Raw genomic sequence first — 25,391 nt, 5'->3', positions numbered from 1 at the left:
CCATAGTCGATCTACAATGTTTGTAGAATTCTCGAGGCGGGGAGGCGTAAATGCCTCCCCGGTTCGTTTTTGGAAAGCACATGAATATTCTGATCGTTGGGCCCAGTTGGGTCGGTGACATGGTAATGGCGCAGACACTGTTTCAGTGTCTCAAACAGCGCCACCCGCAATGCGCAATCGACGTGCTGGCGCCAGAATGGAGCCGGCCGATCCTTGAGCGCATGCCTGAAGTGCGCAAGGCCTTGAGCTTCCCGCTCGGCCACGGTGCGCTCGAATTGGCGACCCGTCGGCGTATCGGCAAATCTCTGGCCGGCCAGTACGATCAGGCGATCCTGCTGCCTAACTCGCTGAAGTCGGCGCTGGTGCCGTTTTTCGCCGGCATCCCGAAACGTACTGGCTGGCGCGGCGAGTTCCGCTATGGCCTGCTCAACGACGTGCGCACCCTCGACAAAGAACGTTATCCGCTGATGATCGAGCGCTTCATGGCTCTGGCCTTCGAGCCGAACGTCGAGCTGCCCAAACCCTATCCCCGCCCGAGCCTGCAGATCGACCCGGTGACTCGCGAAGCCGCGCTGGGCAAGTTCGGTCTGACCCTCGACCGGCCGGTGTTGGCCCTGTGCCCCGGCGCCGAGTTCGGCGAGTCCAAGCGATGGCCGTCCGAGCATTACGCCAAAGTCGCCGAAGCGCGCATCCGCGAAGGCTGGCAGGTGTGGCTGTTTGGCTCGAAAAATGATCACGCGGTGGGCGAAGACATCCGCGCACGGCTGATTCCCGGTCTGCGTGAAGAGTCGGTCAACCTCAGCGGCGACACCTCGCTGGCCGAAGCCATCGACCTGCTGTCCTGCGCTGATTCAGTGGTCTCCAACGACTCCGGCCTGATGCACGTCGCCGCCGCATTGAACCGTCCGCTGGTCGCCGTCTACGGCTCGACCTCGCCGGGCTTCACGCCGCCGCTGGCCGAACATGTCGAGGTCGTTCGGCTGGGTATCGAATGCAGTCCCTGCTTCGACCGGACCTGCCGTTTCGGCCATTACAACTGCCTGCGCCAGCTGATGCCGGACGCGGTCAATGATGCCTTGCAGAAGTTGCAAGGCTCCGTGGTCGAGGTTCATTAACTTGCGGGTACTGTTGATCAAGACTTCATCGCTGGGCGACGTGATTCACGCGCTGCCAGCGCTGACCGACGCCGCCCGGGCGATCCCCGGAATCAAGTTCGACTGGGTTGTGGAAGAAGGCTTCGGCGAAATCCCGACGTGGCACCCGGCCGTCGATAAAGTCATTCCGGTGGCGATCCGTCGCTGGCGCAAGAACCTTTGGAAGACGCTTACCAGCGGCGAGTGGAAACGCTTCAAGCAAAGCGTGCGCACCAATCGATACGATCTGGTGATCGATGCCCAGGGCCTGCTGAAAAGCGCCTGGCTGACTCGCTACGTCAAGGCCCCGGTTGCCGGCCTCGATAAAGGTTCGGCCCGCGAGCCGATGGCCGCACGTTTCTACGACCGCAAGCTGGCCGTGGCCCGTGGGCAGCACGCCGTCGAGCGCGTGCGCCAGTTGTTCGCCATTGCGCTGGGCTATGACTTGCCCAAAGGTCTCGGCGATTACGGCCTCAACGTCGAGCGCCTGGTCGAGCTGCCGCGCAAGAGCGCCTTCGTCGTGTTCCTCCATGGCACCACCTGGGACAGCAAGCACTGGCCGGAAGCCTACTGGCGCGAACTGACCGAACGCGTCGGCTATCTGGGCGTGGGCGTCAAGCTGCCGTGGGGCAACCCGCAGGAAAAAGCCCGTGCCGAACGCATAGCCGCGGGTTTCAAGCACGCCGAAGTGCTGCCAAAACTGAATCTGGCCGGCGTCGGCAAAATTCTCGCCGGCGCGCAAGCCTGCGTAGCGGTGGACACCGGTCTCGGCCATCTGGCTGCGGCGCTGGACGTGCCGACCATCTCGCTGTTCGGACCGACCAACCCGGGTCTCACCGGTGCTTACGGCAAGTTGCAGATTCACTTGGGCAGCGACTTCCCGTGTGCACCGTGCCTGCAAAAGAAATGCACCTATCAACCGACTGCGCAGGATGCCCGTCAGTTTGACCTCAAGCGTGAGCAGCCGTTGTGCTTCACGCGTTTGAATCCCGAGCGTGTCGCCAGCCGACTGAGCACGTTGTTAATGGCTGAGGAGCTGCGCTGATGCAATTGGCTTTCGTCCTGTACAAATATTTTCCGTTCGGTGGCTTGCAGCGCGACTTCATGCGCATCGCCCTCGAATGCCAGAAACGCGGCCACCAGATTCGTGTGTACACGCTGATCTGGGAGGGCGATGTACCGCCCGGTTTCGAAGTGCTGGTGGCGCCGGTCAAGGCGTTCTTCAATCACCGTCGCAATGAAAAACTCAGTGCCTGGATGGCGGCGGATCTGGCCAAACGCCCGGTGGACCGCCTGATCGGCTTCAACAAGATGCCAGGCCTGGACGTCTACTACGCCGCCGACGGCTGTTTCGAAGACAAGGCGCAGAACCTGCGCAACTCGCTGTACCGCCGCTGGGGCCGTTATCGCCACTTCGCCGAGTATGAGCGCGCGGTGTTCGCCAAAGACGCGAAAACTGAAGTGTTGATGATTTCCGAAGTGCAGCAGCCGCTGTTCATCAAGCACTACGGCACGCCGCTTGAGCGCTTCCATCTGCTGCCGCCGGGCATTGCTCAGGATCGTCGTCGTCCGGCGGATGCCGATGAGATTCGCGCCGGTTTTCGCGCTGAATTCAATCTGAAGGATGACGAACTGCTGCTGGTGCAGATCGGCTCCGGGTTCAAGACCAAGGGTGTCGATCGCAGCCTGAAAGCGCTGGCGGCACTGCCAGCCGAATTGCGAAAACGCACTCGGCTGTTTGTAATCGGCCAGGATGACCCCAAATTATTCCAGATGCAGAGTGCAACGTTGGGTTTGGGCGACAATGTGACCTTCCTCAAGGGGCGCAGCGATATCCCGCGTTTTCTGTTGGGCGCCGATCTGCTGATACATCCGGCCTACAACGAAAACACCGGTACGGTGCTGCTTGAAGCGCTGGTCGCCGGCTTGCCGGTATTGGTCAGCGCGGTCTGCGGTTACGCCCATTACATTGCCGAGGCGGATGCCGGGCGAGTGCTGGACGAGCCGTTCGAGCAGGCGCAACTGACCCGATATCTGGGCGAGATGTTGAGCGACGACGCTGCCCGCGCAGCGTGGAGCCGCAACGGCCTGGCCTTCGCCGAAACGGCCGACCTCTACAGCATGCCGCAGCACGCGGCCGATGTGATTCTGGCGGAGCACGCTTAATGAAGTTGATGCTGGCTGAACCGTTCAAGAGCCTTTGGGCCGGACGCGACCCGTTCGCCGAAGTCGAAGGCTTGCAGGGCGAGGTATACCGCGAGCTGGAAGCGCGCCGGACACTGCGCACGGAAGTCGATGGCAACGGATTTTTCGTCAAGATCCACCGTGGCATCGGCTGGGGCGAGATCTTCAAGAACCTGCTTACCGCCAAGCTGCCGGTGCTCGGCGCCGGCCAGGAGTGGAAGGCCATTCAACGCCTGCAGGAAGCCGGCGTACCGACCATGACCGCTGTCGCCTACGGCGAGAAGGGCAGCAACCCGGCGGATCAGCACTCGTTCATCGTTACCGAAGAGCTGGCGCCGACCATCAGCCTCGAAGATTTCAGTATCGACTGGGTCAAGCAGCCGCCCGAGCCGACGCTCAAGCGCGCACTGATCGCCGAGGTCGCGCGCATGACCGGCATGATGCATCGCGCCGGCGTCAATCACCGCGACTGCTACATCTGCCACTTCCTGCTGCACACCGACAAACCGGTTGCCGCGGATGACTTCAAGCTCTCGGTGATCGACTTGCACCGCGCCCAGACCCGTTCGGCCATTACCCGGCGCTGGCGCGACAAGGACCTGGCGGCGCTGTATTTTTCCGCGCTGGACATCGGTTTGACCCGCCGCGACAAACTGCGCTTTCTCAAGGGCTACTTCCAGCAACCGCTACGACAGATCCTGGCTGAAGAAGCGCCGCTGCTGCGCTGGCTGGAAGGCAAGGCCAGCAAGTTGTATGCGCGCAAGCAGCGTTACGGGGATGCGCTCTGATGGCGGGTTGGACGCTTGAGCCGCAGTACCGTGAACTCGCCGAAGACTTCGGCAGCCTCGACGCTGTGTTTGCCTTGCAGGGCGAGCGCCTGACCCGTGATCCGCTGTCGGAAGTCATCCGGGTGCAGCGCAACGGCGTCAATTATTACGTCAAGCGCTACGTCGGCGCCGGTAAAGGCCTGCGTCGTTACGTGGGCAAGCCGCGGGTGAAGATGGAGTGGCAGAACCTCAAGCGCTTTGCCAAATGGGGCATTCCCACCGCTGAAGTGGTGGCGTGGGGCCTTGAACGACGCGGTGCGGCATACGACCGTGGGGCGATGATAACGCGCGAACTGCCGCGTACCGAGGACCTCTCGGCGCTGGCCGAGCGCAAGGACCCCAAGCTCAAGGATCGTGCCTGGGTGGACGGCATCAGCCAGCAACTGGCCGGTTATACCCGGACAATGCATGACCAGCGCTTTACCCATAACGACTTGAAGTGGCGCAATCTGTTGATCGACGATCAGGCGCAACTGTTTCTGATCGATTGCCCGAACGGCGATTTTTGGCGGGGCTTCTGGCTCAAGTACCGGATCACCAAGGATCTGGCGTGTCTCGACAAGGTCGCCAAATATCACCTGACCAACACTCAGCGTTTGCGTTTTTACCTGCAATACCGCCAATGTGACCGGCTCAATGCAGCCGACAAGAAACGCATTCGGCACGTGGTGAGATTTTTCGAGGGACGAGAATGACTGATTTTCTGGCCGCTGAAGATCGCGCGTTGCTTGAGCGCCACGGCCTCGACACCTTCGATGCACTGTGGGCCCGGCAGTTGGAGGCGGTCGATGAGCCGAATACCGATGGCGGCGGCTGGAGCAGCGTGTTTCGTCTTGAACTCGAAGGCCGTGCCTTCTATCTCAAGCGCCAGTGCAATTACCTGACTCGCACCTTGCACGCGCCCTTCGGCGAGCCGACCTTTGCCCGGGAGTTTCGCAATATCAGCCGCTATCGCGAGCTGGGCATACCCGCGTTGCAGGCGGTGTTTTTTGGCCAGCGCAAGATCAAGGGCGAAGTCCGTGCGGTTCTCCTGACCCGGGCGCTGGACGGTTGGGACGACCTCGACTCGCTGCTGCAACGCTGGCCGAGTCTGACCGTGGCGCAGCACTCGGCCGTGCTCAAAGCCTGCGGGCAACTGGCGCGACTGCTCCATGGCCGGCGTCAGGTGCACGGTTGCTTCTATCCCAAGCACATCTTCATGCAGGCCACAGGCGATCACTATCGGGCGCAGTTGATCGACCTGGAAAAAAACCGCCCGCTGCTGTTCGGCCAGCGTGACCGGGTCAGGGACCTGGAGCCGCTGGTGCGGCGTGCGCCGCAGTGGAGCCATGCGCAACTGCGCGAATTGTTGGCCGCTTATCTCGACCAGCCGGCGGACAGTTCGCTGGTTGATAGCTGGCTTGTGCGCATGACGGCACGCCGCAGTCACAAGGAGACGCGTTGATGCAGTTGTCCGACCTGAAAAACGCCGGACGCACACCGTCGTTGCCGCTGACGGTGTCGCTGGCCGATGCGGCCGGCAGCGCCGATCTGCAACTGTTGACACTGCTGCGAGTCCTGCCGGGGCAGCGCTACGTGGGGGCTGGGGTGTGGCGCGGCCGGCCGGTGTTGGCCAAGTTGCTGGTCGGCAGCAAAGCGGCGCGGCATTTTCAGCGCGAGCTCGAAGGCGTCAAGCTGCTCGCAGCGCAAGGCATGACCACGCCGTTGCTGCTGGCCGATGGCTTGCGGGACGGAGAGGGTGGCTGGCTGCTTTTTGAGTTCCTTGAAGACGCCGAAAGCCTCGGTGATGCCTGGGCGATGGTCGAGGCGCTGCCGGCGCTGGCTGACGAGCAAGCCGCCGTGTTGGCCGAAGCGCTGGATGCCATCGGCCGACTGCACGGCAAAGGTCTCTGGCAGGAAGATTTACACCTGGACAATCTGCTGCGTCATGGTGGTCAGTTGTACTTGATCGACGGTGCCGGGATTCGCGCCGAGACCGCGGGCCAGCCATTGTCCCGGCAAAAAGTCTTGGAAAACCTCGGTGTGTTCTTTGCCCAGTTGCCCAAGTCGCTTGAACCGTTTACCGAAGAATTGCTGGTGTATTACCTGTTGAGCAACAGCGAGCATGCATTGCCACTGGAAGCCCTGCAGAAGCAGATCGACAAGGTGCGCAGTTGGCGCCTGAAGGATTATCTGATCAAGGTTGGCCGGGAATGCACCTTGTTCGCGGTTCAGCGCGGTGCATTTGGCCTGCGTGCCATTCGCCGCGAGGAAGAAGTCGCAATGCTGTCCGTGCTCGATCAGGCGGACGTCTTGCTTGATCAAGGGCATCTGTACAAGACCGGTGGTGCTGCCAGTGTCGGCAGGGTTCAGGCGGACGGCCGCACGCTGCTTGTCAAACGCTACAATATCAAGGGTTTCGCTCATTGGCTCAAACGCTTCTGGCGCCCGAGTCGGGCCTGGCATTCGTGGCGTGAAGGCAATCGTCTGGCGTTCCTCGGCATCGCCACGCCGACACCGCTGGCGGTGCTGGAAAAGCGCTTTTTGTGGTTGCGCGGCAGTGCCTATCTGGTGACAGAGTTTTTGCCAGGGCCGGACATCATCGAACGTTTTGCTCCGTACGTGGACGATGGCCAGGCGCCAGAAGCCGAGTTGCTGGCGCTGGATCAGCTCTTTGCGCGATTGATTGCCGAGCGCATCAGTCACGGTGATTTCAAGGGGCACAACCTGTTCTGGCAGAACGATCGCTGGGCACTGATTGATCTGGATTCGATGTGTCAGCACGGTTCTATCGGCAGTTTCGCCCCGGCCTACGCTCGCGACCGTGCGCGATTCATGCGTAACTGGCCTGAAACCAGCGCGCTGTACCAGGTGATCGATCAGCGCTTGCCAAAAACAGCCTCCAGCCCTGACTGAATCAGGCTCGCTCTCTCGCGGCATTCTCTTTTGCGCGAGCGAGCCTGCTCGCGAAAAAATGCCAAACGCACTGAACCTTGCTGCTGGCAGTAAGTAGCGGACAAGTACCGGAGACTTTTCCTACTGCCTCTGCAGAAGCCATGAACTGTCCCCTGCCAAATCCCGGTGCTAACTTGCCCGTCAATCTTGGAGGGTGAGTCTTGAGCATAAAAGGGACAGTGGCATCGGGTGCCTTGGCATGGGTCTTATCGGGCTGCGGCAGCGCCGCGACGGTCCTGCAGGACGATGCCGAGGCCGCTCGCGACCTGCGCAAACAGAAAACCTACTGCCAGTCGATTCCGCGGGTGTACAGCGGCCTGGCCTTTGATTTCTGCGTATTGAATGCGCCTCCCGACCCAACGGGGTTCCTGGCGCCCTTCGTATTGCTCGATCTGCCGCTCTCCGCCGTCTTCGACACGGTGGCGCTGCCCTATACGATTTATCGCCAGACGACTGACGGTAACCTCAGTATTTACTGGCGCAAGGGTGGCTATTAAAGCTTCGGACGTGTTTTTAACAAGCCGTTCACGCCAGTGCCATTCGCACAGGGTAATTCCCTTCATGTTTACGCTATAATCCCGCCCTTTAGCTGTCACTCGCCTTGCGCGAGGGCACATCAATTTTCAAGGCGCATCGCGCCTGTATGCAGACTAAAGAGGCTAGACCCCTGTGGCATTGACGATTCTTGGCCTGTCCGGCGCCCTTAGCCATGATCCTTCCGCAGCCCTTTACATCGACGGCAAGCTGGTTGCGGCGGCCGAGGAAGAGCGCTTCGTACGCGATAAACATGCAAAGAACCGCATGCCTTACGAATCGGCAAAGTTCTGCCTTGAGCAGGCCGGCATCAGACCATCTGACGTTGACGTGGTGGCAATTCCGTTCGCCCCGATCAGTCTGTTCGGCAAGGCCCGCTGGCACTACGCCAAGCGCTACTGGTATGCCCCGGATCGCGCCCTTGATGCGATCCTGATGGGCAATCGCCGTTACAAGCGCTATCGCAACAAGATCGTCTGGTGTCTCGAGCAACTGGGTTTCGATCCGAAAAAGATCAAGATCGAGCCGGTCGAGCATCACCTGGCTCATGCTTCCAGCGCCTATCACTGCTCCGGTTTCAAAGAAAAAACCGCGATCCTCGGCATTGACGGCAAGGGTGAGTACGCCACAACCTTTTTCGGTTATGGCGAAAACGGCAAGATTCACAAGATCAAGGAGTTCTTTGATCCGGACTCTCTTGGCGGCCTGTACGGTGCGATCACCGAGTTTCTCGGTTTCGAGATGCTCGACGGCGAATTCAAGGTCATGGGCATGGCGCCGTATGGCGACGCCAGCAAATATGATTTCTCGCGGCTGGCCTCGTTCGAGAATGGCGAGCTGGTGATCAACACCGACTATGCCAACGTCATCGGCCTGCGTCGCTACAAAGAGAAGGGCAAGGGTTTTTACTTCTCGCCGAAGCTGATCGAGTGGCTGGGTCCCAAGCGCGAAGGCGACATCGCTGACGAACCGTACATTCACTACGCCGCCAGCATGCAGGCGCTGTTCGAAAAGCTGGCGTTGCAGATGATCGACTATTACCTGGGCGACGTGCTCAAGGAAACCGGCAAGCTGGCCTTCGCCGGTGGCTGCGCGTTGAACGTCAAGCTGAATCAGAAAATCATTGCCCGCGACGACATCAAGGAATTGTTCGTACAGCCTGCTTCCGGCGATGCCGGCACCGCAGTCGGTGCAGCGGCGTATGTGTCCCATGCCCGCGGTGTGCCGGTCGAGAAGATGGAGCACGTCTACCTCGGCCCGTCGTACTCCAACGAGGACGTGATTGCCGCCTGCGCCCGCCATGAAAACAAGCCGGCCTGGCGCAAGCTCGACAACATGCCGGAGCAGATCGCCAAAATCATGGTCGAGGGCAACCCGGTGGCCTGGTTCCAGGGGCGTATGGAATTCGGTCCGCGCGCACTGGGCGGTCGTTCGATTATCGGCTGCCCAAGCGTGGCCGGTGTGGCTGATCGGATCAACCACCAGATCAAGTTCCGCGAGCGCTGGAGGCCTTTCTGCCCGTCGATGCTTGACACCGTTGCGCCACAAATGATCAAGATCGATCACCCGGCGCCGTTCATGACGTTCACCTTCGAAGTGGCTGAAGAGTGGAAGACCCGCGTGCCGGAAGTTGTCCATGAAGATGGTACTTCCCGTGCACAGGTGCTCAAGCGTGAATACAACCCGCGCTACTACGACATGATGAAAGCGCTGGAAGACCTGACAGGCAATGGCGTGTCGTTGAACACTTCGCTCAACCGCCGTGGCGAGCCGATGATCTGTTCGCCGACCGACGCGCTGAACATGTTTTTCGGCTCTGACCTGCAATATCTGATCATGGAAGATATTCTTGTCGTCAAAGAGGGTGTGCAGGGAAACAGTCTTGACTGAGACACTGATCAGCGTCGTCATTCCTGCTTACAACTACGCCAAGTCGCTGCCACGTGCGGTGGAATCGGTGTTGGCGCAGTTGCATGAGGCTGCAGCGGATCTATTGGTGATAGATGATGGCTCGACAGATGCGACGCCTCAGGTGGTGGACGCGCTTCAGGCCGAACACGCCGGGCGTTTTCGTGCCTTGCGCAAGGGCAATGGCGGACTGTCTTCGGTGCGCAATCTGGGGATCGAGGAAACCACCGGGCGTTTCCTGATTTTTCTCGATGCGGACGACGAGATGGCGCCCGGAGCGCTGGCGGCACTGTCGGCGCATATCGCGAGTAATCCACAGAGCCGGATGATTATCGGCGCTCACTGGTCGGTCTTCGCCGGCGGCAAGCGCAGCCTGCAGGCAGCCAAGCCGTTGCCGCTCACAATGCGCCAGCGGGTGAAGGGCTATCTGCTGGACAAGACGGTGTCGATCTCCAACGGCGCCTGCGCCATGCATCGCGAGGTATTTGCTCCAGGGGGCTACCCCGAACACCTGCGCAACGTGGAGGACCTGCCGGTGTTTGCCCAAGTCCTGGCGCGCTTTCCGTGCAGTGTGGTGGAGCAGCCTCTGGCGCTGATTTACAAGCACGCTGACAGCATGCGTCATGACTTGCGGCAGAGCCTTGCGGCCGGAACAGAGCAAGTCGTCAATGAAGTTTTTTCAAGCCAGCGGATGCCGCAGGAGCTTCAGGACTTGCGCCAGGCTTTCCTGGCCCAGCGTTGCCTGTCCTTGTTTCGTGACTGCTACTCCCATGGCGAATACGCACTGGCCAAGACGTTTTATATGCAAGCGCTACGTGCCGACTGGCGCATCCTTGGGCGTTGGTCGTACTTGCGTAAAGCCTTGCGCCTGCTGTTCCGATAGTCGGTTTATTGTTTTTTTGCGTACCTGTGGCGCGTGATGTTGAGGGGGCTGGGTGAAAGGTACGGACAGTAAATGGGCGGTCAAGGCCGCTCAAGTAATCAATGAGCGACCGGTCAGTGTGGCGTTCTGGGCGAGTATCCTACTGTCGCTGATTGCTGTGTCGGGTATCGCAACGGTCGGGCGAGACGCCGCGTTATACATCGATATCGCGCAACAGGTAGTCGAGCATGGACCTGATGTCGCCTGGCTGCACTTCGACTGGCCCTGGTTTTCCATCCTCCTGGCACTGACCCATCGCTTCGTGCACTTGCCGCTGGAGCTGAGTGCTTATATCTGGTGTGGGCTGTTTTTCGCCGGTACCTCTGCGTTGATGGTCGATTGTGTCCGTCGGCGCTCTCCCGAAATCGCCGGCTGGGCGTGTCTGGTCGTGCTGGCGATGCCTGCGGTCAATGCCTTTCGAAACGACATCATCCGCGAGTGTGGTTTCTGGTTCTTCTGCACGCTGACCCTTTGGCTGGCGCTGCGCTGGCAGGACCGTGGCGGCTGGTTGCGGGCAATCCTGATTCATCTGGCGATTGTCTTCGCAGCGTTGTTTCGCCTGGAAGCCTTGCTGTTGCTGCCGGCGCTAGGGCTGTGGCAGTTGCCCAATCTGTGGTCTTCCGAGCGGCGCATGCAGTTTGTGCAGTTCGCCCTGCTGCCAGTGTTGGGGCTGGTGGCCGCGTCTGCCTGGGGCGTATTCATGTCGGCGCGCTTCATGGTTTATCTGGACATGATTGCGCCCCATAGCGTGTATGCCTCGTTCCAGATGCTTTCGGAGCAGTTTGCCAATTCGCTGATCAACAAATATTCGCAAGACGAAGCCGGGCGCATCGTGTTTTTCGGCATGCTGGCCGCGCTGGTGATAGGTTTCGTCAAGTTGATGGGTCCGTTTGCCGTGCCTTTCGTGCTGCGTCGCAATTGGGCAGTGTTGGGTGCCTACTGGCGTGACTATCGTCCTTTCGCCTGGGCTGCGCTGCTGTATCTGGTCGTGCTGATCCTTTTCTTCATCAAACAGCAGTTCATGAATACCCGTTACCTGAGTTTCCTGAACCTGTTATGTGTGCCGGCACTGGCCTTGGCGCTGGCGGCTTTTGCCCGGCAGTTTCCCCGCTGGACCAAGGTGCTGGTCGTCGCGGCGCTGCTGGTGATGCTGTCCAACGTGATTTCTACTGGCGGCGGGAAGACCCATTACGTTGCGGCGGGGCGCTGGATGTCCACGCACGTCGAGCGGGATGCCGCCGCCTGGTTCGAAGACGGCCGCATCAGCTACTACGCCGGGCGGGGTTATGTCGTGCCTGAGCTGACCCGTGAGCAGGCGATGTCCCCGCAGTACGCCGGTAATTACCGCTACTTCCTGATTGAAGGCAAAGGCGATGAGCCGTGGCTGCAGGCGTGGCTGGTGGCGCACAAGATGCGCATCATCGAGCGCTTCGCCAACCGTAAGGGCGCCACGATTCTGGTTATCGGCCCGTAAGGCTCAGTAGAGCAGCGGGCGCAGGCGCTCGATCAGCGGCGCCTGGCGGTTATGCGGCAGTGCCTGACGGTAGCCCTCGAGAAAGGTCTGGCCGGCGTCGTTGCCGAGTAACCACTGGCGGTCTTCCTTGTAGCGAAGCAGGTGGGCAAAGTTGCGCAGGCGCTTGCTGTCGCTCAGGGCGCGTGCCTGGCAGCGCAGGTCGGCGATATCGATCAGGCCGAGGTGGTTTTCCGGGGTCTGTACCACATTGCCGAAGTGCAACGAGCGAAAGTACACGCCTTTTTCATGCAGTTGCGCGATGAACGCTCCCAGCCGGGCGCGCAACGTATCGGTTTCTTGCGCCGTGCCCTGCAACTGTCGCACGGTTTCGCCCGCCAACGGCGTGTAATAAACGCCGTCGCGCTGAATGCTCGGAATACGGTAAACCGCAATCACGCTCGGACACAGAATGCCGCGCTGCTCCAGCGCCCTGGTGTTATTGGCGAAGCGTTGAGCGTAGGGGAAGAACAGCGCTGAACTGAACAGGCGTTTGCGGCGAAACAGTTTGAGCATGCGACCGTCGGCCAGCCTCAGCACCTTGTCGCCGGAGCCGTCGGCTTCCAGTACGTGTGCACCCTTGCGCAGTGCCTCGTAAGTGCTGTGATCAATCGATTGCATGCCTGACTCCCCATCGTGAGCCGGCTATCTTAACCGACTTGGCCAAGGCTGGCGCCCAGTCATGTTTATTGGCACAAAAGGGCCTGTGATATCATCGCCGCCTCACTGATTTGCGCGGATTCCCATGAGCAGTCCTGAACCGAAAGCCCAGTCTACGCTGGCGATCTATTTCCGCCTTTTGGCTTACGTGCGGCCCTACGCCGGCCTGTTCATCCTGAGTATCGTCGGGTTCCTGATTTTCGCATCGACCCAACCGATGTTGGCCTACATCCTCAAATATTTCGTCGACGGCCTGGCCAATCCGGAGGCCGCCCTGTTCCCGGGCAACCCTTATCTGGGCAAGTTGCAATTGCTCGAAAGCGTGCCGCTGTTGATCGTACTGATTGCCGTCTGGCAAGGGGTCGGGTCTTACCTGGGCAACTACTTCCTGGCCCGGGTTTCTCTGGGGCTGGTGCATGACCTGCGAGTGGTGCTGTTCAACAAGTTGCTGGACCTGCCCAACAGCTATTTCGACAAGAACAACTCCGGTCACCTGATTTCCCGCATTACCTTCAACGTGACCATGGTCACTGGCGCTGCCACGGATGCGATCAAAGTGGTCATTCGTGAAGGCATGACGGTGATTTTCCTGTTCTGCACGCTGTTGTGGATGAACTGGAAGCTCACCCTGGTCATGGTCGCCATCCTGCCGGTGATCGGCCTGATGGTGAACAGCACCAGCAAAAAATTCCGCAAGCAGAGCAAGAAGATTCAGGTGTCGATGGGTAATGTCACCCACGTCGCTTCCGAGACGATTCATGGTTACCGTGTCGTGCGCAGTTTCGGCGGCGAAACCTATGAAAAGGTGCGCTTCCGTGACGCCAGCCAGAGCAACACCGACAAGCAACTGACCATGACCAAGACCGGCGCGGTCTACACGCCGATGCTGCAACTGGTCACGTACAGCGCGATGGCGGTGGTGATGTTTCTGGTCCTGTACCTGCGCGGCGATGCCTCGCCCGGCGACCTCGTGGCCTACATCACCATGGCGGGTCTGCTGCCCAAGCCGATTCGCCAGCTCTCCGAAGTCAGCTCGACGATCCAGAAAGGCGTGGCCGGTGCCGAAAGCATTTTCGAGCAACTTGACGAGCCGGCGGAAATCGACCGCGGGACGGTCGAGCGTGACCGTCTGCAAGGGCGCCTGGAAGTGCGCAACCTCAGCTTCAGCTATCCCAACAGCGAGAAGAAAGTTCTCGACGACATCAGTTTCGTTGTCGAGCCGGGGCAGATGGTTGCGCTGGTGGGGCGCTCCGGCAGTGGCAAGTCCACCCTGGCGGGGCTGATTCCGCGCTTCTATCAGCACGAACAGGGGCAGATTCTGCTTGATGACGTGCAGGTGCAGGACTTGACCATGCGCAGCCTGCGTCGGCAGATCGCGCTCGTCACCCAGCAGGTCACCCTGTTCAACGATACGGTCACCAATAACATTGCCTACGGGGATCTGGCGGGTGCGCCGTTCGATGAGGTCAAGCGCGCGGCCACCGAGGCCTACGCCGATGAGTTCATCGTCAAGATGCCGCAAGGCTATGAAACCCTGGTCGGCGAAAACGGCGTGCTGTTGTCCGGCGGTCAGCGTCAGCGTATAGCCATCGCCCGGGCATTGCTCAAGGATGCGCCGCTGCTGATTCTCGACGAGGCCACATCGGCCCTCGATACCGAATCCGAACGGCATATCCAGGCGGCGCTCGATCACGTGGTGCAGAACCGCACCACACTGGTGATCGCTCACCGCTTGAGCACTATCGAGAAGGCGGATCTGATCCTGGTCATGGACGAGGGTCGGATCGTCGAGCGTGGTAGCCATGCTCAACTGCTGGAACTCAACGGTTACTACTCGCGCTTGCACGCCAAAGAGTTCGAAGAAGGTGATGAGCCGCAACCGACCCATGCGACCGACCTATGCTGACGGCGTTTCGCGTCTGGCGTGAACGCGGCTGGAGCGAGATCGACCAGGCGGCCTATGCGCAGGCCTGGCAGCGCTTTGGCGGCAGTGTTGCGACGCACCCCGAGGTTGTCGAACGATTGTCGACGTTTGTCGGCATCAAGCTGCGCTACCTGGGCTGGATCGTCGACGGGAAAGTGGTCGCCGCCGTTGCCTGCTGGGGCAGGCACGCGGCCTTGTCCAAAGAGGTGCTCAAGCGCGAGGGCAAGCGCGGGCTGCTCGACATGGGCAATGCCGAGCTGATTCTGCCGATCGCCCCGGACGTTGTGGTCCCGGTGCGTCAGCGCATGGCCTACGTGTCGCAACTCAATGCCGAGCGGATCAGCACCCTGCGCAGCCAACCCGAAGGCCTGGCGCTGGCGCGGCTGCCTGAGGATTATTCGAAGAAGTTTCGCTACAACCAGCGTCGCGAACAGCGCCTGCTGGAAGAAGCGGGCGGCTCGCTGGTGCCAATGTCTGATTTCACGCCGCAAGAGCAGGCCGCCGCTTACGGCGATCTGTTCCAGCGCCGCTGGGGCTTTGAAGTACCTGGCAAGGCCGGGCTGGTCGAGGTGTTCACCCTGCTGCGCGAGTTCATGACCGGTTCGGTGGTCATGCTGGAGTCGGCGCCTGTCGCGATCCAGATTCTGTACCGGGTCGAGGCGCCGGAATGGGTTTCGCTCGAGTACGTCAATGGCGGCGTTGACCCGCAAAGCCGCGAGTTCAGCCCGGGCAGCGTGCTGAGTTTCGTCAACACCCAGCAGGCGTGGGCGGATGCGCAGGCGCTGGGCAAAACACTGCGCTATTCGTTCGGTCGTGCCGACCGTGAATACAAGGATCGCTGGTGCCACACGGTGCCCGTCTACAAGGTCTGAAGCCATGACTGCTCGCAAACAACAGCTGCTCAAGGCGCATCGACGCAGCAAGCGATTGTTCCTTGTCGCGTTCCTGATCGCGCTGCTCGCAACCGGGTTCTGGCTGGGCTGGTGGCTGGTGCCGGTGCTGCTGGTGTTCGCGTGGGTGGCTCATGAGGCGTGGTTTGCCGATCACCTGTTCTATCGGGCGACTGACGACTATCACTATCACTTTCCCGTCGGCACCGCGCGTCAGGCTGTGAGCTTCGACGCTGGCGTCGTGCGTCTGAGTGAGCCGCTGGCCGAAGGCGAAACACTGCTGCTGGAACTCGCAGTCAAAGCCACCTGGCTGGGGCGTTGGCGGGACCCTTACATCGAGGTGGGCGACGATCGCCAGGAGTTCGAGCGTGGGGTCAGGGGGCGTCGCTTTGTCAATCTGTCGGGGCAGGCCGCGGCGCTGGCACAGAACGCCCTGGCCTTGCGTGGCCGCCACTGCACACTCGGTGCGGCGGGCACGTTGTGGGTGCTGGCTAATCCTGACTATGCCCGACAGCGGGTCATGGTCATTGCACCCCATGCCGACGACGCGGAGCTGGCCGCGTTCGGCCTTTACAGTCGCAGCGAAGAAGTGAGCATCGTCACCCTGACTCAGGGCGAGATAGAAGCCGACGACTTTCAGCGGCTGGGACTGGACAAGGCTCAGGCGGCACGGTTGAAGGGCAGGCTGCGCAGTTGGGACAGTCTGACCATTCCTCTATGGGGCGGGGTGCCCGCCGCTCGGTGCGTGCAGTTGGGGTACTACTGTCTGCAATTGCCGGCCATGGCCGACGCGCCCGATACAGCATTCGGCTCGCGTGAGTCTGGCGAGAACGATGTGCGCAGTGTCCGACGGCACAACCCGCTGCGCCTGCCGGGCGATGTTGACGGTGCGCCGACCTGGACCCATCTGGTGGCCGATCTCCAGGCACTGCTGGAGCACTTTCGCCCCGAAGTGGTTGTCACGCCTCATCCCGAGCTTGACCCGCACAGCGATCACGTGGCCTCCACCCGCGCCGTGCTGGAAGCCATCGCCGCCAGTTCCTGGAAACCGGCGACCCTGCTGATGTACGCCAATCATCTGCATGACAACGACCGCTGGCCCATGGGCCCGGCCGGCAGTGGTATTGCGTTGCCGCCGGCGATCGAGCCGTTGCCGGCCGATCGTTTGTGGAGTCCGGTGCTGTCGCCGGATGTGCAACTGGACAAGGCCATGGCGCTGGCCATGGAGCATGACTTGCAGGGCGCGGAGGGTTTCAAGCGACAGCTGCGCCGCTTGATCCAGCAGGTGCTTGCAGGGCGGCGCTGGCCTGTCACCGGCAGTAACGAGTTTTTCCGCAAGGCCGTGCGGCGTCATGAGCTGTTCTGGGTGCGCGACCTTTCAGATTGAAGCGGACGGCGCTTTACCCTGTGTTAATATCGCGCCCCTGTTCATTTTGTATGTGGGTTGCTCCATGAAGTTGTCCATGCCGCGTTTCGATCAAGCCCCTGTCTTGGTAGTCGGCGATGTCATGCTCGACCGTTACTGGCATGGCGGAACCTCACGGATTTCCCCTGAGGCACCGGTGCCGGTGGTTAAAGTCGAGCAAATCGAAGACCGTCCGGGCGGTGCCGCGAACGTTGCCTTGAACATTGCCGCGCTGGGTGCGCCGGCCTCGCTGGTCGGGGTGACCGGTGATGACGAAGCCGCCGACAGCCTGAGCAACAGCCTCAAGGGCGCGGGCGTACGCGCCTTGTTCCAGCGCATTGCGCACCAGCCAACCATCGTCAAGCTGCGGGTCATGAGCCGGCACCAGCAACTGCTGCGTATCGACTTCGAGGAACCGTTCGCCACCGACGCGCTGGCCCTCGGCTCGCAGGTCGATGACTTGCTCGAAGGCATCAAGGTGCTGGTGCTTTCCGACTACGGCAAGGGAGCCTTGAAAAACCATCAGGCGCTGATTCAGGCGGCCCGGGCGAAAAACATCCCGGTGCTGGCCGATCCGAAGGGCAAGGATTTTTCGATCTACCGTGGCGCCAGCCTGATCACCCCGAACCTCAGCGAATTCGAAGCCATCGTCGGCGGTTGTGCCGACGAGCACGAGCTGGTCAGCAAGGGCGCGACGCTGATGCACGATCTTGACCTCGGCGCGCTGCTGGTCACCCGTGGCGAACACGGCATGACCCTGCTGCGTCCGGACCAACCGGCGCTGCACTTGCCGGCCCGAGCCCGTGAAGTGTTTGACGTGACCGGCGCCGGCGATACCGTGATTTCGACGCTGGCCGCCGCGATTGCCGCCGGGGAAGAACTGCCGCACGCGGTGGCGCTGGCCAATCTGGCTGCCGGCATCGTTGTCGGCAAACTCGGTACCGCGGCCATCAGTGCCCCGGAACTGCGCCGCGCCATTCAGCGTGAAGAAGGCTCCGAGCGCGGTGTCCTCGGCCTGGAACAACTGCTGTTGGCCGTGGCCGATGCCCGTGCGCATAACGAAAAGATCGTCTTTACCAACGGCTGTTTCGACATCCTGCACGCCGGTCATGTGACCTATCTGGAGCAGGCCCGGGCCCAGGGCGATCGTCTGATCGTGGCGGTCAATGATGATGCTTCGGTCAGCCGCCTCAAAGGCCCTGGTCGTCCGATCAACAGCGTCGATCGGCGCATGGCCGTTCTTGCCGGGCTGGGAGCCGTGGATTGGGTGATCAGCTTCCCTGAAGGCACGCCGGAAAACCTGCTGCGCGAAGTCAAGCCGGACGTGCTGGTCAAGGGCGGCGATTACGGCATCGACCAAGTGGTCGGCGCTGACATCGTTACTGCTTATGGCGGCACCGTAAAAGTGTTGGGTCTGGTGGAAAACAGCTCGACGACCGCGATTGTCGAAAAAATCCGCAGTCGCTGATCAGATGAATTCTTACCGTAGTGAACTGTGTGCAAACGGATTTTGCCTTGGGGATCGCGCCGTTTGCGTTGATGTGGCAGGTTTGAATCCGCTGCGCTTGCCTCCCAATCTTATGTGGTCAATCAGTTTATGAAGGTCATGCTCCTGGTGATGGACGAGCAGCGGGTCATTCTCGACCGGCTCTACGATATCGTGCAGCAGAACTGTGATGAGTGTTTCATCTATCGGTTGAGCAAGCAGCAGCAGATGAACCTGGGGCCGTTTCTGGCCTCGGTTGATTATCAGACCTTCGACCGTGTGGTGATTTTCTCGCGGGTCAAGCGTCTGGCTCCGCAATTGCGGGTACTCCAATGCATCCCTGGGCTGGTGTTTCTTGAACACGACGCCTATCAGAACTACATGCCCGCCAGTAAATACCGTGGCGTTTATTCGCGCCTTTACCGCCGCCTGCCGAGTTGCCGGGCGCTGGTATCGGGTGCCGTGGTCGCGCGCAAAATGTTCGCGGAAGGCATCGACACAGTGTTCGTCTCCAAGGGCTACGACGAACAGATGCTGCATAACACCGGCGTCGAGCGCGACATTCCCATCGGTTTTCTCGGCAGCCTGAAAAGCACCGAATACGCCGAGCGCAAGGCGATGCTCGAATCGCTGGCCAAGCGCACGGGCATGCTGGTGACCCGCACCCAATCGGGGGCGGAATATCTGGAAACGCTCAATCGCATCAAGATTTTTGTCAGCGCCGATATTGGTATGAACGAGTTCATGATCAAGAACTTCGAAGCCATGGCGTGCGGCTGTGTATTGCTGGCCTGGAGTCAGGGTGAAGAAGACCGCCTGCTCGGCTTCGAAGACATGCACAACACCGTGTTCTATCGCAGCGAAGACGAGGCGGTGGCGAAGATCAAGCTGCTGCAGGACAACCCGGAGCTGGCCCAGGGTATCGCCCGCAACGGTCAGATGTTTGCCGAAAGCCGCTACTCGTTTTCCCGGGTCGGCCAAGCACTCGCCGAAGCCATCCAGCGCGAGATGCGCCCATGGCAGCCGCCTTCGGCGTTCACCCGGTTTTGGGTGAAGCTGCGTTACGGCATGAAGGTGCCGGCCTGAATGAGCGATCAGCACATGGCGCTGGATGCGCTGCCCGGCGGCGACCAATCGGTTTTGCAGGCCTTGCCCGAGGCCTTGCGCGAGTGTTTGCAGCGTGCGGCGCGCGTGGTGTTGATTGCCAACAACCCGGCGATCACGGCAGCCGATTTTCAGGCGCTGAACATCGGCGCGGACGACGTCGTCGTCAGCTTCAATACCTGCATCAAGGCGCCGCTGCTCAACGCGCAGAGCGTCAACGTCTTTGTGCACGGCTACAACGCGCCGGACGCCTACTTTTTCGGTTTGCCCTGCGGGGCCGATGTGCAGCGATTGTTCGAGCGTTCGGGCGAGCGTTGTTTCACCATGCTGGTGGGCTGCGCCGCGCCGATGTGTCCGTTGCCGCGCGTGGCGATGTACTGGGATCGCATCCCGTTGCCACCGTTGTGGAATTACCCGGTCGACCGGCCGGGCGGCAAACGCTACGTCGGCCCCTCTACCGGGTTCAACACCCTGGTGCTGTTTGACTGGTTGCGCGGTCACGTCGGTTATACCTATCAACTCATGACCCTGGGTTTCTCCAACGAGGCGGGAAAGTTATGGGGCGGTCATGCCTGGGATTACGAGCGGGACTGGTTGCAGAAATCCGACGTCATCGTCGTGCCGCTACAGCCCCGGCGCTGGTGGCAAAAACTGTTCCGCCGACAATGAGCCGCGCGGCCGGTATTGCCGGCGGCTCCGGGCCACTTTCAAAAGGTGTCGTTGCGTGTTGAAAATCGCCGTGGCTTTTTTCGGGATTCCGAGAAATTCGTCGATCTGTTTCCCTTCCATCGAGCAGAACGTGCTGGCGCAGTTGCCGGCGGGCAGCGAGGTGAAGTGCTTTTACCATCTGTATCAAATCGATGAAGTGCAGAACACCCGCTCCGGCGAGCAGGGCGAGCTGAAGGCGGACAACTACCAGCCGTTCGAATCGATGACTGGCTCGCTGACCTCGACCGACGGTGTGCTGGAACGCTGGGATTTCGAGCGGGTCAAGGCGCAGGGCGATACCTGGGCAGATGACTATGCGTCGTTGCGCAACCTGATTTATCAGCTCAACTCGCTGCATACCGTGACCACGTTGATGGAGCCTTTCGGGCCGGATTTCGTTGTGTTTGTGCGACCAGACAACTTCTTCCACAGCGCACTGCCCGGCTACGTGTTCAGCCATCCCGAGGCCCGCCGGCACAATGTCTATGTGCCGGACTGGCAATGGTGGGGCGGCCTCAACGACCGCTTCGCCGTGTGCGGGCGCGATACCTACGTGGCGTATGGCAAGCGGATCGAGCGGATCTTCGACTTTTGCCAGGCGACGGGCAGAAAACTGCACTCCGAGCGGTTGCTCAAGTACGCGCTGCTCCAGGCGGGTGCCAAGGTCTGCACGTTGCCGACCCAGGCGTCGCGGGTGCGCATCAACGGTGCATACGCCGATGAGTCGTTTTCGCCCAAGCGCGGCATGGGCAAACGCGAAAACCGCTACTTTCACTTTTTCGCGACGTTGCGCACCTGGATCGATCGCCGACGCTGATCGGCTATTTGCTCGCGCGTTTCTTGCCCAGGCCGACCAGACGCAGGGCCTTGATGCTCAACTGCTTGAGGCCCGAGCGTGGCGCCTGCGCCGGTTGCAATCCCTGCTGCACCAGCCAGTCCTTCCAGCGGATGCGCTCTTCCTGCACGACCCAGCCTTGCTGGCTGGCGAAACTTTCTGCCAGGTGCAGCCCGCGGGTGCTGGCCGGCACCAGCTTGTCACGCTTGAGGGTGTAAAGCTCGGCCAATGGCTTGCCGTCTTCGAGGGGCATCAGGTACAGGTCGGGACGCTTTCGATCGAGCCTGGCCACCAGTTGATCGCCCTCCAGTCGTTCATCGACATGAAACAGGCTCAAAGATTTGGCTTCCTTGGGGATTTCCAGGCGCAAGTCATAGATCAATTGCAGTGAAGCGGTCGGCAAGTGCACGTATGCCCGGGGCCGTTCCAGCAATTGCAGATTGGCGCAGCGTACCGGACGCGCCGAGCCGGACAGCGGCGTCAGGCGAAACGGCAGCGCCTCACGGTAATGCAGCGCGGCGGCGTACGGCGCCGGCAGCCAGGTATCGTTGAAGCGCCCGCCGAGCCAGCCTTCCGGAGTTTCCAGCAAACACTCTTCGGCAATTTCCTGAATCGCCGTGTGCAGCGGAATGTTCAACTCATGGGCCGGCACGTAACCGGAAATCAGCTTCAGCACGACATCGCCGCGGTCTTGGCGGCGCTGGCGCACCAGCACCCAATAATCGCGGTTCTGCCAATGCAGGGTCAGCCGCACGGAAACACCGAGGTTGGCCAGCTCCAGAGAAAAGCGCTCGCTGTCCGCCACGCTCACCGGTTTGCGCCTCTGCAAGGTCTGGGCGAAGTTCAGCGGCATGCCGACGCTCTGATAGCTCAGGCCTTCAGGCGTGGCTTCGACGAACAGCGGCAGCGTCTTGAAGTTGCTCGGGTTCTTTCTGATGAGCGTACGCGGCATATCGGCTCCTGCTTCAGGCCGCGGGGCGGCGTCAGTGACCACGCAGGACCTGAGCAACGGTCGCTACGTTATGGGCGAGGTGCAGCGGATTGATCGTGCCGACGATAGCACTGGCGACGCCGGGCCGGGTAAAGAGCAATTCGAAGCTGGCGCGCACCGGGTCAACACCCGGACTCAGACAAACGTGACCGCTGGCCAGGGCTTTTTTTACCAGAATGGCTTTGCCGTGGGCAGCAGCATAGTCAATGACTGCGCTCTCGTTTTGTTCGTTCAGATTGTAGGTGACCATGGCGCAGTCGCCTTGCTCCAAGGCTTTCAGACCGCCTTCGACGGTTTTCCCGGAAAAGCCGAAACCACCGATCTTGCCTTCGGCCTTGAGCGCCGCGAGTGTGGCGTAAACCTCTTCGTATTCGAGAATCGCCAGGTCGTTGCCATCGGAGTGCACCAGCACCAGGTCGATAAAATCCGTTTCCAGACGTTGCAGGCTGCGCTCGACCGACATTCGCGTGTGCGCGGCGCTGAAGTCGTGGCGCGACAGACCGTCGGCAAATTCTTCGCCGACTTTGCTGACGATCACCCAATCCTGACGCTGGCCGCGCAGCAGCGGGCCGAGGCGTTCTTCGCTGCGGCCATAGGCCGGGGCCGTGTCGATCAGGTTGATGCCCAACTCCCGCGCTTGCCTGAGCAGCATTCGCGCGGCGTCGTCGTCGGGAATCTGGAAGCCGTTAGGGTATTTCACGCCTTGGTCGCGGCCGAGCTTGACGGTGCCCAGGCCCAGCGGCGAAACCACCAGGCCGGTACTGCCCAGCGGGCGATGCAGGTCATGCAGGGTGGCGATGGTCATGGCAACAGTTGCTCCCAGGCCGGGACACCCAGCGGTGGTTTGGGCAGGGCTGGTAAAGGTTCTGCCGCTTGCGGCTGGATACCGTCGCGTTGCAGGGAGGCGAGGACCCGATCAGCGAAGTCCGGCGCGAGTGCCAGTTTGGTCGGCCAGCCCACCAGCAGGCGACCTTCTTCGGCCAGGAACGCATTGTCCGGGCGCGTCAGCCCGGTTTGCAGCGGCTCGGCGCGGTCGACTCGCAAGGTCGCCCACTGTGTGGTGCTCAGGTCGATCCACGGCAGCAATTGGGCGATTTCTTTTTGCGCGGTGGCAATCTGTTCGGCCGGCTCGCGGGCCACCCCTTCGCTTTCGGCAATGTCGCCGCCCATGTACCAGACCCACTGGCCGTCATCCGCCGGGTGCGTGGTCACGGTGATGCGCGGTTTGGTGCCGCCGCCCAGACAGTGGGCGTACAGCGGTTTCAGGCCAGGACCCTTGGCGAGGATCATGTGCAGCGGCCGGCGTTGCATGGCCGGACGGCTCAGGCCGAGGGCTTCGAGCAGTTCGGCGGTGCCGGCCCCCGCGCTGAGGACGATGCGTTGTGCGCGGATCGCGCGGCCATCGACTTTCAGGCCGACCAGCACACCTGCTTCCAGCAGCGGCTCGATAAGCTGACCGGCAAGCAGACCGTCACCGGCCAGATCGGCCAGTCGCCGGATCAGGCTTGGCACATCCACCACCAGTTCGGCGAGACGGTAGACCTTGCCCTTGAAGCGCTTGTCTTGCAGGGCCAGGGGTAGCTCGTCCCCCTTGACCTGATCAACCCGGCCGCGCACGGCCTTGCTGGCAAAGAAACTGGTGAGGTTGCCGGCCAAAGTGCCTGGCGACCACAGGTAATGCGCTTCAGACAGCAGGCGCACACCGGACAGGTCCAGCTCGCCATTACCGGCCAGCGCTTCGCGCCAGCGGCGCGGCATGTCGGCGATCGCCTCCGAGGCGCCGGTCAGCGCACCGTGCAGCGCGTACTTGGCGCCGCCGTGGATGATGCCCTGGGACTTGAGACTCTGCCCGCCGCCGAGGCTGGCGCTCTCCACCAGCACGGTCGAAAACCCTTGGCGGCGCAGGCGCGCGTTCAGCCAGAGGCCGGCGACACCAGCGCCGACAATCAGAACGTCGGTGGAAATAACGGATGGCATGCAGCGACCTCGGAGCTTGAAGAAGCCGCAAGTTTCAAGCTTCAAGCTTCAAGCTGCAACCCGGACCAGCAAATCAGCAATGCTTGCGGCTTGCCGCTTGAAACTTGCGGCTGCTTTTTAATGCCCTGCAGTCTTCGAAAACAGCTGAATGACCACCACGCCCAGCACGATCAACGCCATCCCCAGCATCGCCGGCACGTCGAGCTTTTGCCCGTAAATAAACAGCGCCGCGACGCTGACCATGACGATGCCCATCCCCGCCCACACGGCGTAGGCGACCCCCACCGGCACGGTGCGCACCACCAGCGTCAGCATCCAGAAGGCGATGCCGTAGCCGACGATGACCAGAATCAGCGGCAGTGGTGTACTGAAGCCTTTGACCGCTTTCATCGAAACGGTGGCTATCACTTCGGCGCAGATGGCAATGGCCAGATAGACATAGGCGTTCATGGTTTCATTCCTCGAATAAATCGTTGCTTGCTGAGGCGCCATATTAGGGATTCGACAGATGGGGTAAAGTCATTACCTATCTGTTCTGAAGATGGGTTGTCAAAGCGCATGCAGTGGAATCTTGAGCAGTTGCGTGTTTTTGTAGAGGTCGCCGAACAGCGTTCGTTCTCGGCCGTGGCGCGTCGGCAGCGCAAGGCGCAGTCGGCGATCAGCAGCGCTGTTGCGATGCTCGAAGCGGACTTGGGCGTGAGCCTGTTCGAACGCAGCAGCGGGCGTCAGCCGAGTCTCACCGAGGCGGGCGAGGCATTGCTGGAAGAGGCGCGGGAAGTGCTGCGCCAATGCGAACGTCTCAATGGCCGCGCCATGGCCATGTTGCGCGGCCAGGAAGCGCAATTGCGTGTCGCCCAGGACGAGGCGATGCCGTATCAGGCACTGGTGGAAAGTTTCGCCGCGCTGGCCGAGCAGTTTCCCAGTCTGGAAGTGCAACTGACCAGCGCCGCACAAGGCGAAGTCGCCCGCAAACTGGTCGAGCGTCGCGCCGATCTGGGCCTGTTGTTCTATCACGACGAAATCCCCGAAGCCCTCGAGCGGCGCGTGCTGGGCAGCGTCGAGATGGTCACGGTCTGCGGCGTCAATCATCCGCTGGCGAAGCAGGCTTACGTGACTTGCCAACAACTGGCGCAACACCGGCAACTATTGATGTCGACGCAAACCAGTCTCTATCCCGGTAACGAACCGGCCAGCCCGCAAGTGTGGCGCGCCGACAGCTTCTACGTCATGGCCGAATGGCTGGTGCGTGAACTTGGCTGGGCGTGGTTGCCGCGCCATGTGGTGCAGTATTCGGCGTATCAGGGCTTGATGGTCGAACTGGACAGCGAGTGGACTCCGCCGGCGCTGGTGGTGGAACTGGTCTGGCGTCGCGATGAGCCGCTCGGTCCGGCCGCGCGCTGGCTGGCTGAACGTTTCGCCGTGCACTTGCGGGCGATCGGCGATAAAAGTCGATAAACTC

24 protein-coding genes are annotated in these 25,391 nt (G+C 61.1%); 19 read left to right on the top strand and 5 right to left on the bottom strand.

Going from position 1 to position 25,391, the window contains the following annotated elements:
• Positions 1–80 precede the first annotated feature (80 nt).
• The 11 genes from waaF (at position 81) to HU743_RS00145 (ending at position 11,916) form a co-directional block, all read left to right on the top strand.
• Positions 81–1,115: a lipopolysaccharide heptosyltransferase II gene (gene waaF, locus HU743_RS00195; protein WP_186637655.1), complete on the top strand. Its 1,035-nt coding sequence runs from the start codon at positions 81–83 to the stop codon at positions 1,113–1,115.
• A gap of 1 nt (position 1,116) precedes the next feature.
• A complete protein-coding gene (waaC, locus tag HU743_RS00190) occupies positions 1,117–2,178 on the top strand; it encodes a lipopolysaccharide heptosyltransferase I (RefSeq protein ID WP_186646014.1) in 1,062 nt (353 codons plus the stop codon).
• A complete protein-coding gene (locus HU743_RS00185) occupies positions 2,178–3,299 on the top strand; it encodes a glycosyltransferase family 4 protein (RefSeq protein ID WP_186646012.1) in 1,122 nt (373 codons plus the stop codon). The genes waaC and HU743_RS00185 overlap by 1 nt, the downstream gene beginning before the upstream one ends.
• Positions 3,299–4,105, top strand: a complete 807-nt coding sequence (gene rfaP / locus HU743_RS00180) for a lipopolysaccharide core heptose(I) kinase RfaP (RefSeq protein ID WP_186646010.1) — start codon at positions 3,299–3,301, stop codon at positions 4,103–4,105. The genes HU743_RS00185 and rfaP overlap by 1 nt, the downstream gene beginning before the upstream one ends.
• Entirely contained in the window at positions 4,105–4,839 is a 735-nt protein-coding gene (locus HU743_RS00175; RefSeq protein WP_186646008.1) for a lipopolysaccharide kinase InaA family protein, read from the top strand. The genes rfaP and HU743_RS00175 overlap by 1 nt, the downstream gene beginning before the upstream one ends.
• Positions 4,836–5,588, top strand: a complete 753-nt coding sequence (locus HU743_RS00170) for a lipopolysaccharide kinase InaA family protein (protein WP_186646006.1) — start codon at positions 4,836–4,838, stop codon at positions 5,586–5,588. The genes HU743_RS00175 and HU743_RS00170 overlap by 4 nt, the downstream gene beginning before the upstream one ends.
• On the top strand, positions 5,588–7,039 hold the full coding sequence (locus HU743_RS00165) for a lipopolysaccharide kinase InaA family protein (RefSeq protein WP_186646004.1): 1,452 nt from the start codon (positions 5,588–5,590) through the stop codon (positions 7,037–7,039). The genes HU743_RS00170 and HU743_RS00165 overlap by 1 nt, the downstream gene beginning before the upstream one ends.
• Positions 7,040–7,272: 233 nt before the next feature.
• Complete coding sequence (locus HU743_RS00160) at positions 7,273–7,575, top strand: YceK/YidQ family lipoprotein (protein ID WP_238351664.1); 303 nt, start codon at positions 7,273–7,275, stop codon at positions 7,573–7,575.
• 172 nt (positions 7,576–7,747) lie between these two features.
• Positions 7,748–9,502: a carbamoyltransferase gene (locus HU743_RS00155; protein ID WP_186646000.1), complete on the top strand. Its 1,755-nt coding sequence runs from the start codon at positions 7,748–7,750 to the stop codon at positions 9,500–9,502.
• Positions 9,495–10,403 (top strand): glycosyltransferase family A protein, encoded by a 909-nt coding sequence (locus HU743_RS00150; protein ID WP_186645998.1) that lies wholly within the window; start codon positions 9,495–9,497, stop codon positions 10,401–10,403. The genes HU743_RS00155 and HU743_RS00150 overlap by 8 nt, the downstream gene beginning before the upstream one ends.
• A gap of 52 nt (positions 10,404–10,455) precedes the next feature.
• Positions 10,456–11,916: a hypothetical protein gene (locus HU743_RS00145; RefSeq protein ID WP_186645997.1), complete on the top strand. Its 1,461-nt coding sequence runs from the start codon at positions 10,456–10,458 to the stop codon at positions 11,914–11,916.
• A gap of 3 nt (positions 11,917–11,919) precedes the next feature.
• On the opposite strand, the gene HU743_RS00140 is transcribed toward HU743_RS00145, so the two are convergent.
• Positions 11,920–12,573, bottom strand: coding sequence for a lipopolysaccharide kinase InaA family protein (locus HU743_RS00140; protein ID WP_186645995.1), 654 nt, complete (start codon positions 12,571–12,573; stop codon positions 11,920–11,922).
• A 124-nt stretch (positions 12,574–12,697) separates the two neighbouring features.
• Between HU743_RS00140 and msbA the strand changes: the two genes are divergently transcribed.
• The 7 genes from msbA to HU743_RS00105 all read left to right on the top strand — a co-directional run bounded on the left by msbA (position 12,698) and on the right by HU743_RS00105 (position 20,946).
• On the top strand, positions 12,698–14,518 hold the full coding sequence (gene msbA / locus HU743_RS00135; protein ID WP_186549416.1) for a lipid A export permease/ATP-binding protein MsbA: 1,821 nt from the start codon (positions 12,698–12,700) through the stop codon (positions 14,516–14,518).
• On the top strand, positions 14,512–15,408 hold the full coding sequence (locus HU743_RS00130; RefSeq protein ID WP_186645993.1) for a GNAT family N-acetyltransferase: 897 nt from the start codon (positions 14,512–14,514) through the stop codon (positions 15,406–15,408). Before msbA ends, HU743_RS00130 begins: the two co-directional genes overlap by 7 nt.
• A 4-nt stretch (positions 15,409–15,412) precedes the next feature.
• A complete protein-coding gene (locus HU743_RS00125; RefSeq protein ID WP_186645991.1) occupies positions 15,413–16,813 on the top strand; it encodes a PIG-L family deacetylase in 1,401 nt (466 codons plus the stop codon).
• 64 nt (positions 16,814–16,877) lie between these two features.
• Positions 16,878–18,299, top strand: a complete 1,422-nt coding sequence (gene hldE, locus HU743_RS00120) for a bifunctional D-glycero-beta-D-manno-heptose-7-phosphate kinase/D-glycero-beta-D-manno-heptose 1-phosphate adenylyltransferase HldE (RefSeq protein ID WP_186637719.1) — start codon at positions 16,878–16,880, stop codon at positions 18,297–18,299.
• A 129-nt stretch (positions 18,300–18,428) separates the two neighbouring features.
• Positions 18,429–19,403 carry a glycosyltransferase gene (locus tag HU743_RS00115; RefSeq protein WP_186619574.1) on the top strand — a complete coding sequence of 325 codons (975 nt, stop codon included), beginning with the start codon at positions 18,429–18,431 and terminating at the stop codon, positions 19,401–19,403.
• Positions 19,404–20,090 carry a hypothetical protein gene (locus HU743_RS00110; protein ID WP_186645989.1) on the top strand — a complete coding sequence of 229 codons (687 nt, stop codon included), beginning with the start codon at positions 19,404–19,406 and terminating at the stop codon, positions 20,088–20,090. It begins immediately after the preceding gene.
• 55 nt (positions 20,091–20,145) lie between these two features.
• Entirely contained in the window at positions 20,146–20,946 is an 801-nt protein-coding gene (locus HU743_RS00105) for a hypothetical protein (RefSeq protein ID WP_186645988.1), read from the top strand.
• Positions 20,947–20,950: 4 nt separating this feature from the next.
• On the opposite strand, the gene HU743_RS00100 is transcribed toward HU743_RS00105, so the two are convergent.
• The 4 genes from HU743_RS00100 to HU743_RS00085 form a co-directional block, all read right to left on the bottom strand.
• A complete protein-coding gene (locus tag HU743_RS00100; protein WP_186619571.1) occupies positions 20,951–21,916 on the bottom strand; it encodes a metal ABC transporter ATPase in 966 nt (321 codons plus the stop codon).
• Positions 21,917–21,947: 31 nt separating this feature from the next.
• Positions 21,948–22,760 carry an aldo/keto reductase gene (locus tag HU743_RS00095; RefSeq protein ID WP_186645986.1) on the bottom strand — a complete coding sequence of 271 codons (813 nt, stop codon included), beginning with the start codon at positions 22,758–22,760 and terminating at the stop codon, positions 21,948–21,950.
• Entirely contained in the window at positions 22,757–23,932 is a 1,176-nt protein-coding gene (locus HU743_RS00090) for an FAD-dependent oxidoreductase (protein ID WP_186637728.1), read from the bottom strand. Before HU743_RS00090 ends, HU743_RS00095 begins: the two co-directional genes overlap by 4 nt.
• A gap of 117 nt (positions 23,933–24,049) precedes the next feature.
• Positions 24,050–24,382 (bottom strand): multidrug efflux SMR transporter, encoded by a 333-nt coding sequence (locus tag HU743_RS00085; RefSeq protein ID WP_016771980.1) that lies wholly within the window; start codon positions 24,380–24,382, stop codon positions 24,050–24,052.
• Between the two features lie 108 nt (positions 24,383–24,490).
• Between HU743_RS00085 and HU743_RS00080 the strand changes: the two genes are divergently transcribed.
• Positions 24,491–25,387 (top strand): LysR family transcriptional regulator, encoded by an 897-nt coding sequence (locus HU743_RS00080; RefSeq protein ID WP_186645985.1) that lies wholly within the window; start codon positions 24,491–24,493, stop codon positions 25,385–25,387.
• Positions 25,388–25,391 lie beyond the last annotated feature (4 nt).

The organism is Pseudomonas sp. SWRI99 (assembly GCF_014270125.1).
GTDB lineage: Bacteria > Pseudomonadota > Gammaproteobacteria > Pseudomonadales > Pseudomonadaceae > Aquipseudomonas > Aquipseudomonas hamedanensis.
Note: the sequence above shows the minus strand (reverse complement) of the source record. Positions and strands in the feature narration are given on the sequence as shown.

Bases quoted from the DNA above. Each gene is read 5' to 3' on its own strand.
- HU743_RS00175 (WP_186646008.1), top strand. From the start codon at position 4,105: ATGGCGGGTTGGACGCTTGAGCCGCAGTACCGTGAACTCGCCGAAGAC.
- HU743_RS00185 (WP_186646012.1), top strand. From the start codon at position 2,178: ATGCAATTGGCTTTCGTCCTGTACAAATATTTTCCGTTCGGTGGCTTG.
- HU743_RS00110 (WP_186645989.1), top strand. From the start codon at position 19,404: ATGAGCGATCAGCACATGGCGCTGGATGCGCTGCCCGGCGGCGACCAA.
- HU743_RS00080 (WP_186645985.1), top strand. From the start codon at position 24,491: ATGCAGTGGAATCTTGAGCAGTTGCGTGTTTTTGTAGAGGTCGCCGAA.
- rfaP (WP_186646010.1), top strand. From the start codon at position 3,299: ATGAAGTTGATGCTGGCTGAACCGTTCAAGAGCCTTTGGGCCGGACGC.
- HU743_RS00095 (WP_186645986.1), bottom strand. From the start codon at position 22,760: ATGACCATCGCCACCCTGCATGACCTGCATCGCCCGCTGGGCAGTACC.
- HU743_RS00130 (WP_186645993.1), top strand. From the start codon at position 14,512: ATGCTGACGGCGTTTCGCGTCTGGCGTGAACGCGGCTGGAGCGAGATC.
- msbA (WP_186549416.1), top strand. From the start codon at position 12,698: ATGAGCAGTCCTGAACCGAAAGCCCAGTCTACGCTGGCGATCTATTTC.
- HU743_RS00125 (WP_186645991.1), top strand. From the start codon at position 15,413: ATGACTGCTCGCAAACAACAGCTGCTCAAGGCGCATCGACGCAGCAAG.
- HU743_RS00090 (WP_186637728.1), bottom strand. From the start codon at position 23,932: ATGCCATCCGTTATTTCCACCGACGTTCTGATTGTCGGCGCTGGTGTC.
- hldE (WP_186637719.1), top strand. From the start codon at position 16,878: ATGAAGTTGTCCATGCCGCGTTTCGATCAAGCCCCTGTCTTGGTAGTC.
- HU743_RS00115 (WP_186619574.1), top strand. From the start codon at position 18,429: ATGAAGGTCATGCTCCTGGTGATGGACGAGCAGCGGGTCATTCTCGAC.
- HU743_RS00170 (WP_186646006.1), top strand. From the start codon at position 4,836: ATGACTGATTTTCTGGCCGCTGAAGATCGCGCGTTGCTTGAGCGCCAC.
- waaF (WP_186637655.1), top strand. From the start codon at position 81: ATGAATATTCTGATCGTTGGGCCCAGTTGGGTCGGTGACATGGTAATG.
- HU743_RS00140 (WP_186645995.1), bottom strand. From the start codon at position 12,573: ATGCAATCGATTGATCACAGCACTTACGAGGCACTGCGCAAGGGTGCA.
- HU743_RS00100 (WP_186619571.1), bottom strand. From the start codon at position 21,916: ATGCCGCGTACGCTCATCAGAAAGAACCCGAGCAACTTCAAGACGCTG.
- HU743_RS00165 (WP_186646004.1), top strand. From the start codon at position 5,588: ATGCAGTTGTCCGACCTGAAAAACGCCGGACGCACACCGTCGTTGCCG.
- HU743_RS00085 (WP_016771980.1), bottom strand. From the start codon at position 24,382: ATGAACGCCTATGTCTATCTGGCCATTGCCATCTGCGCCGAAGTGATA.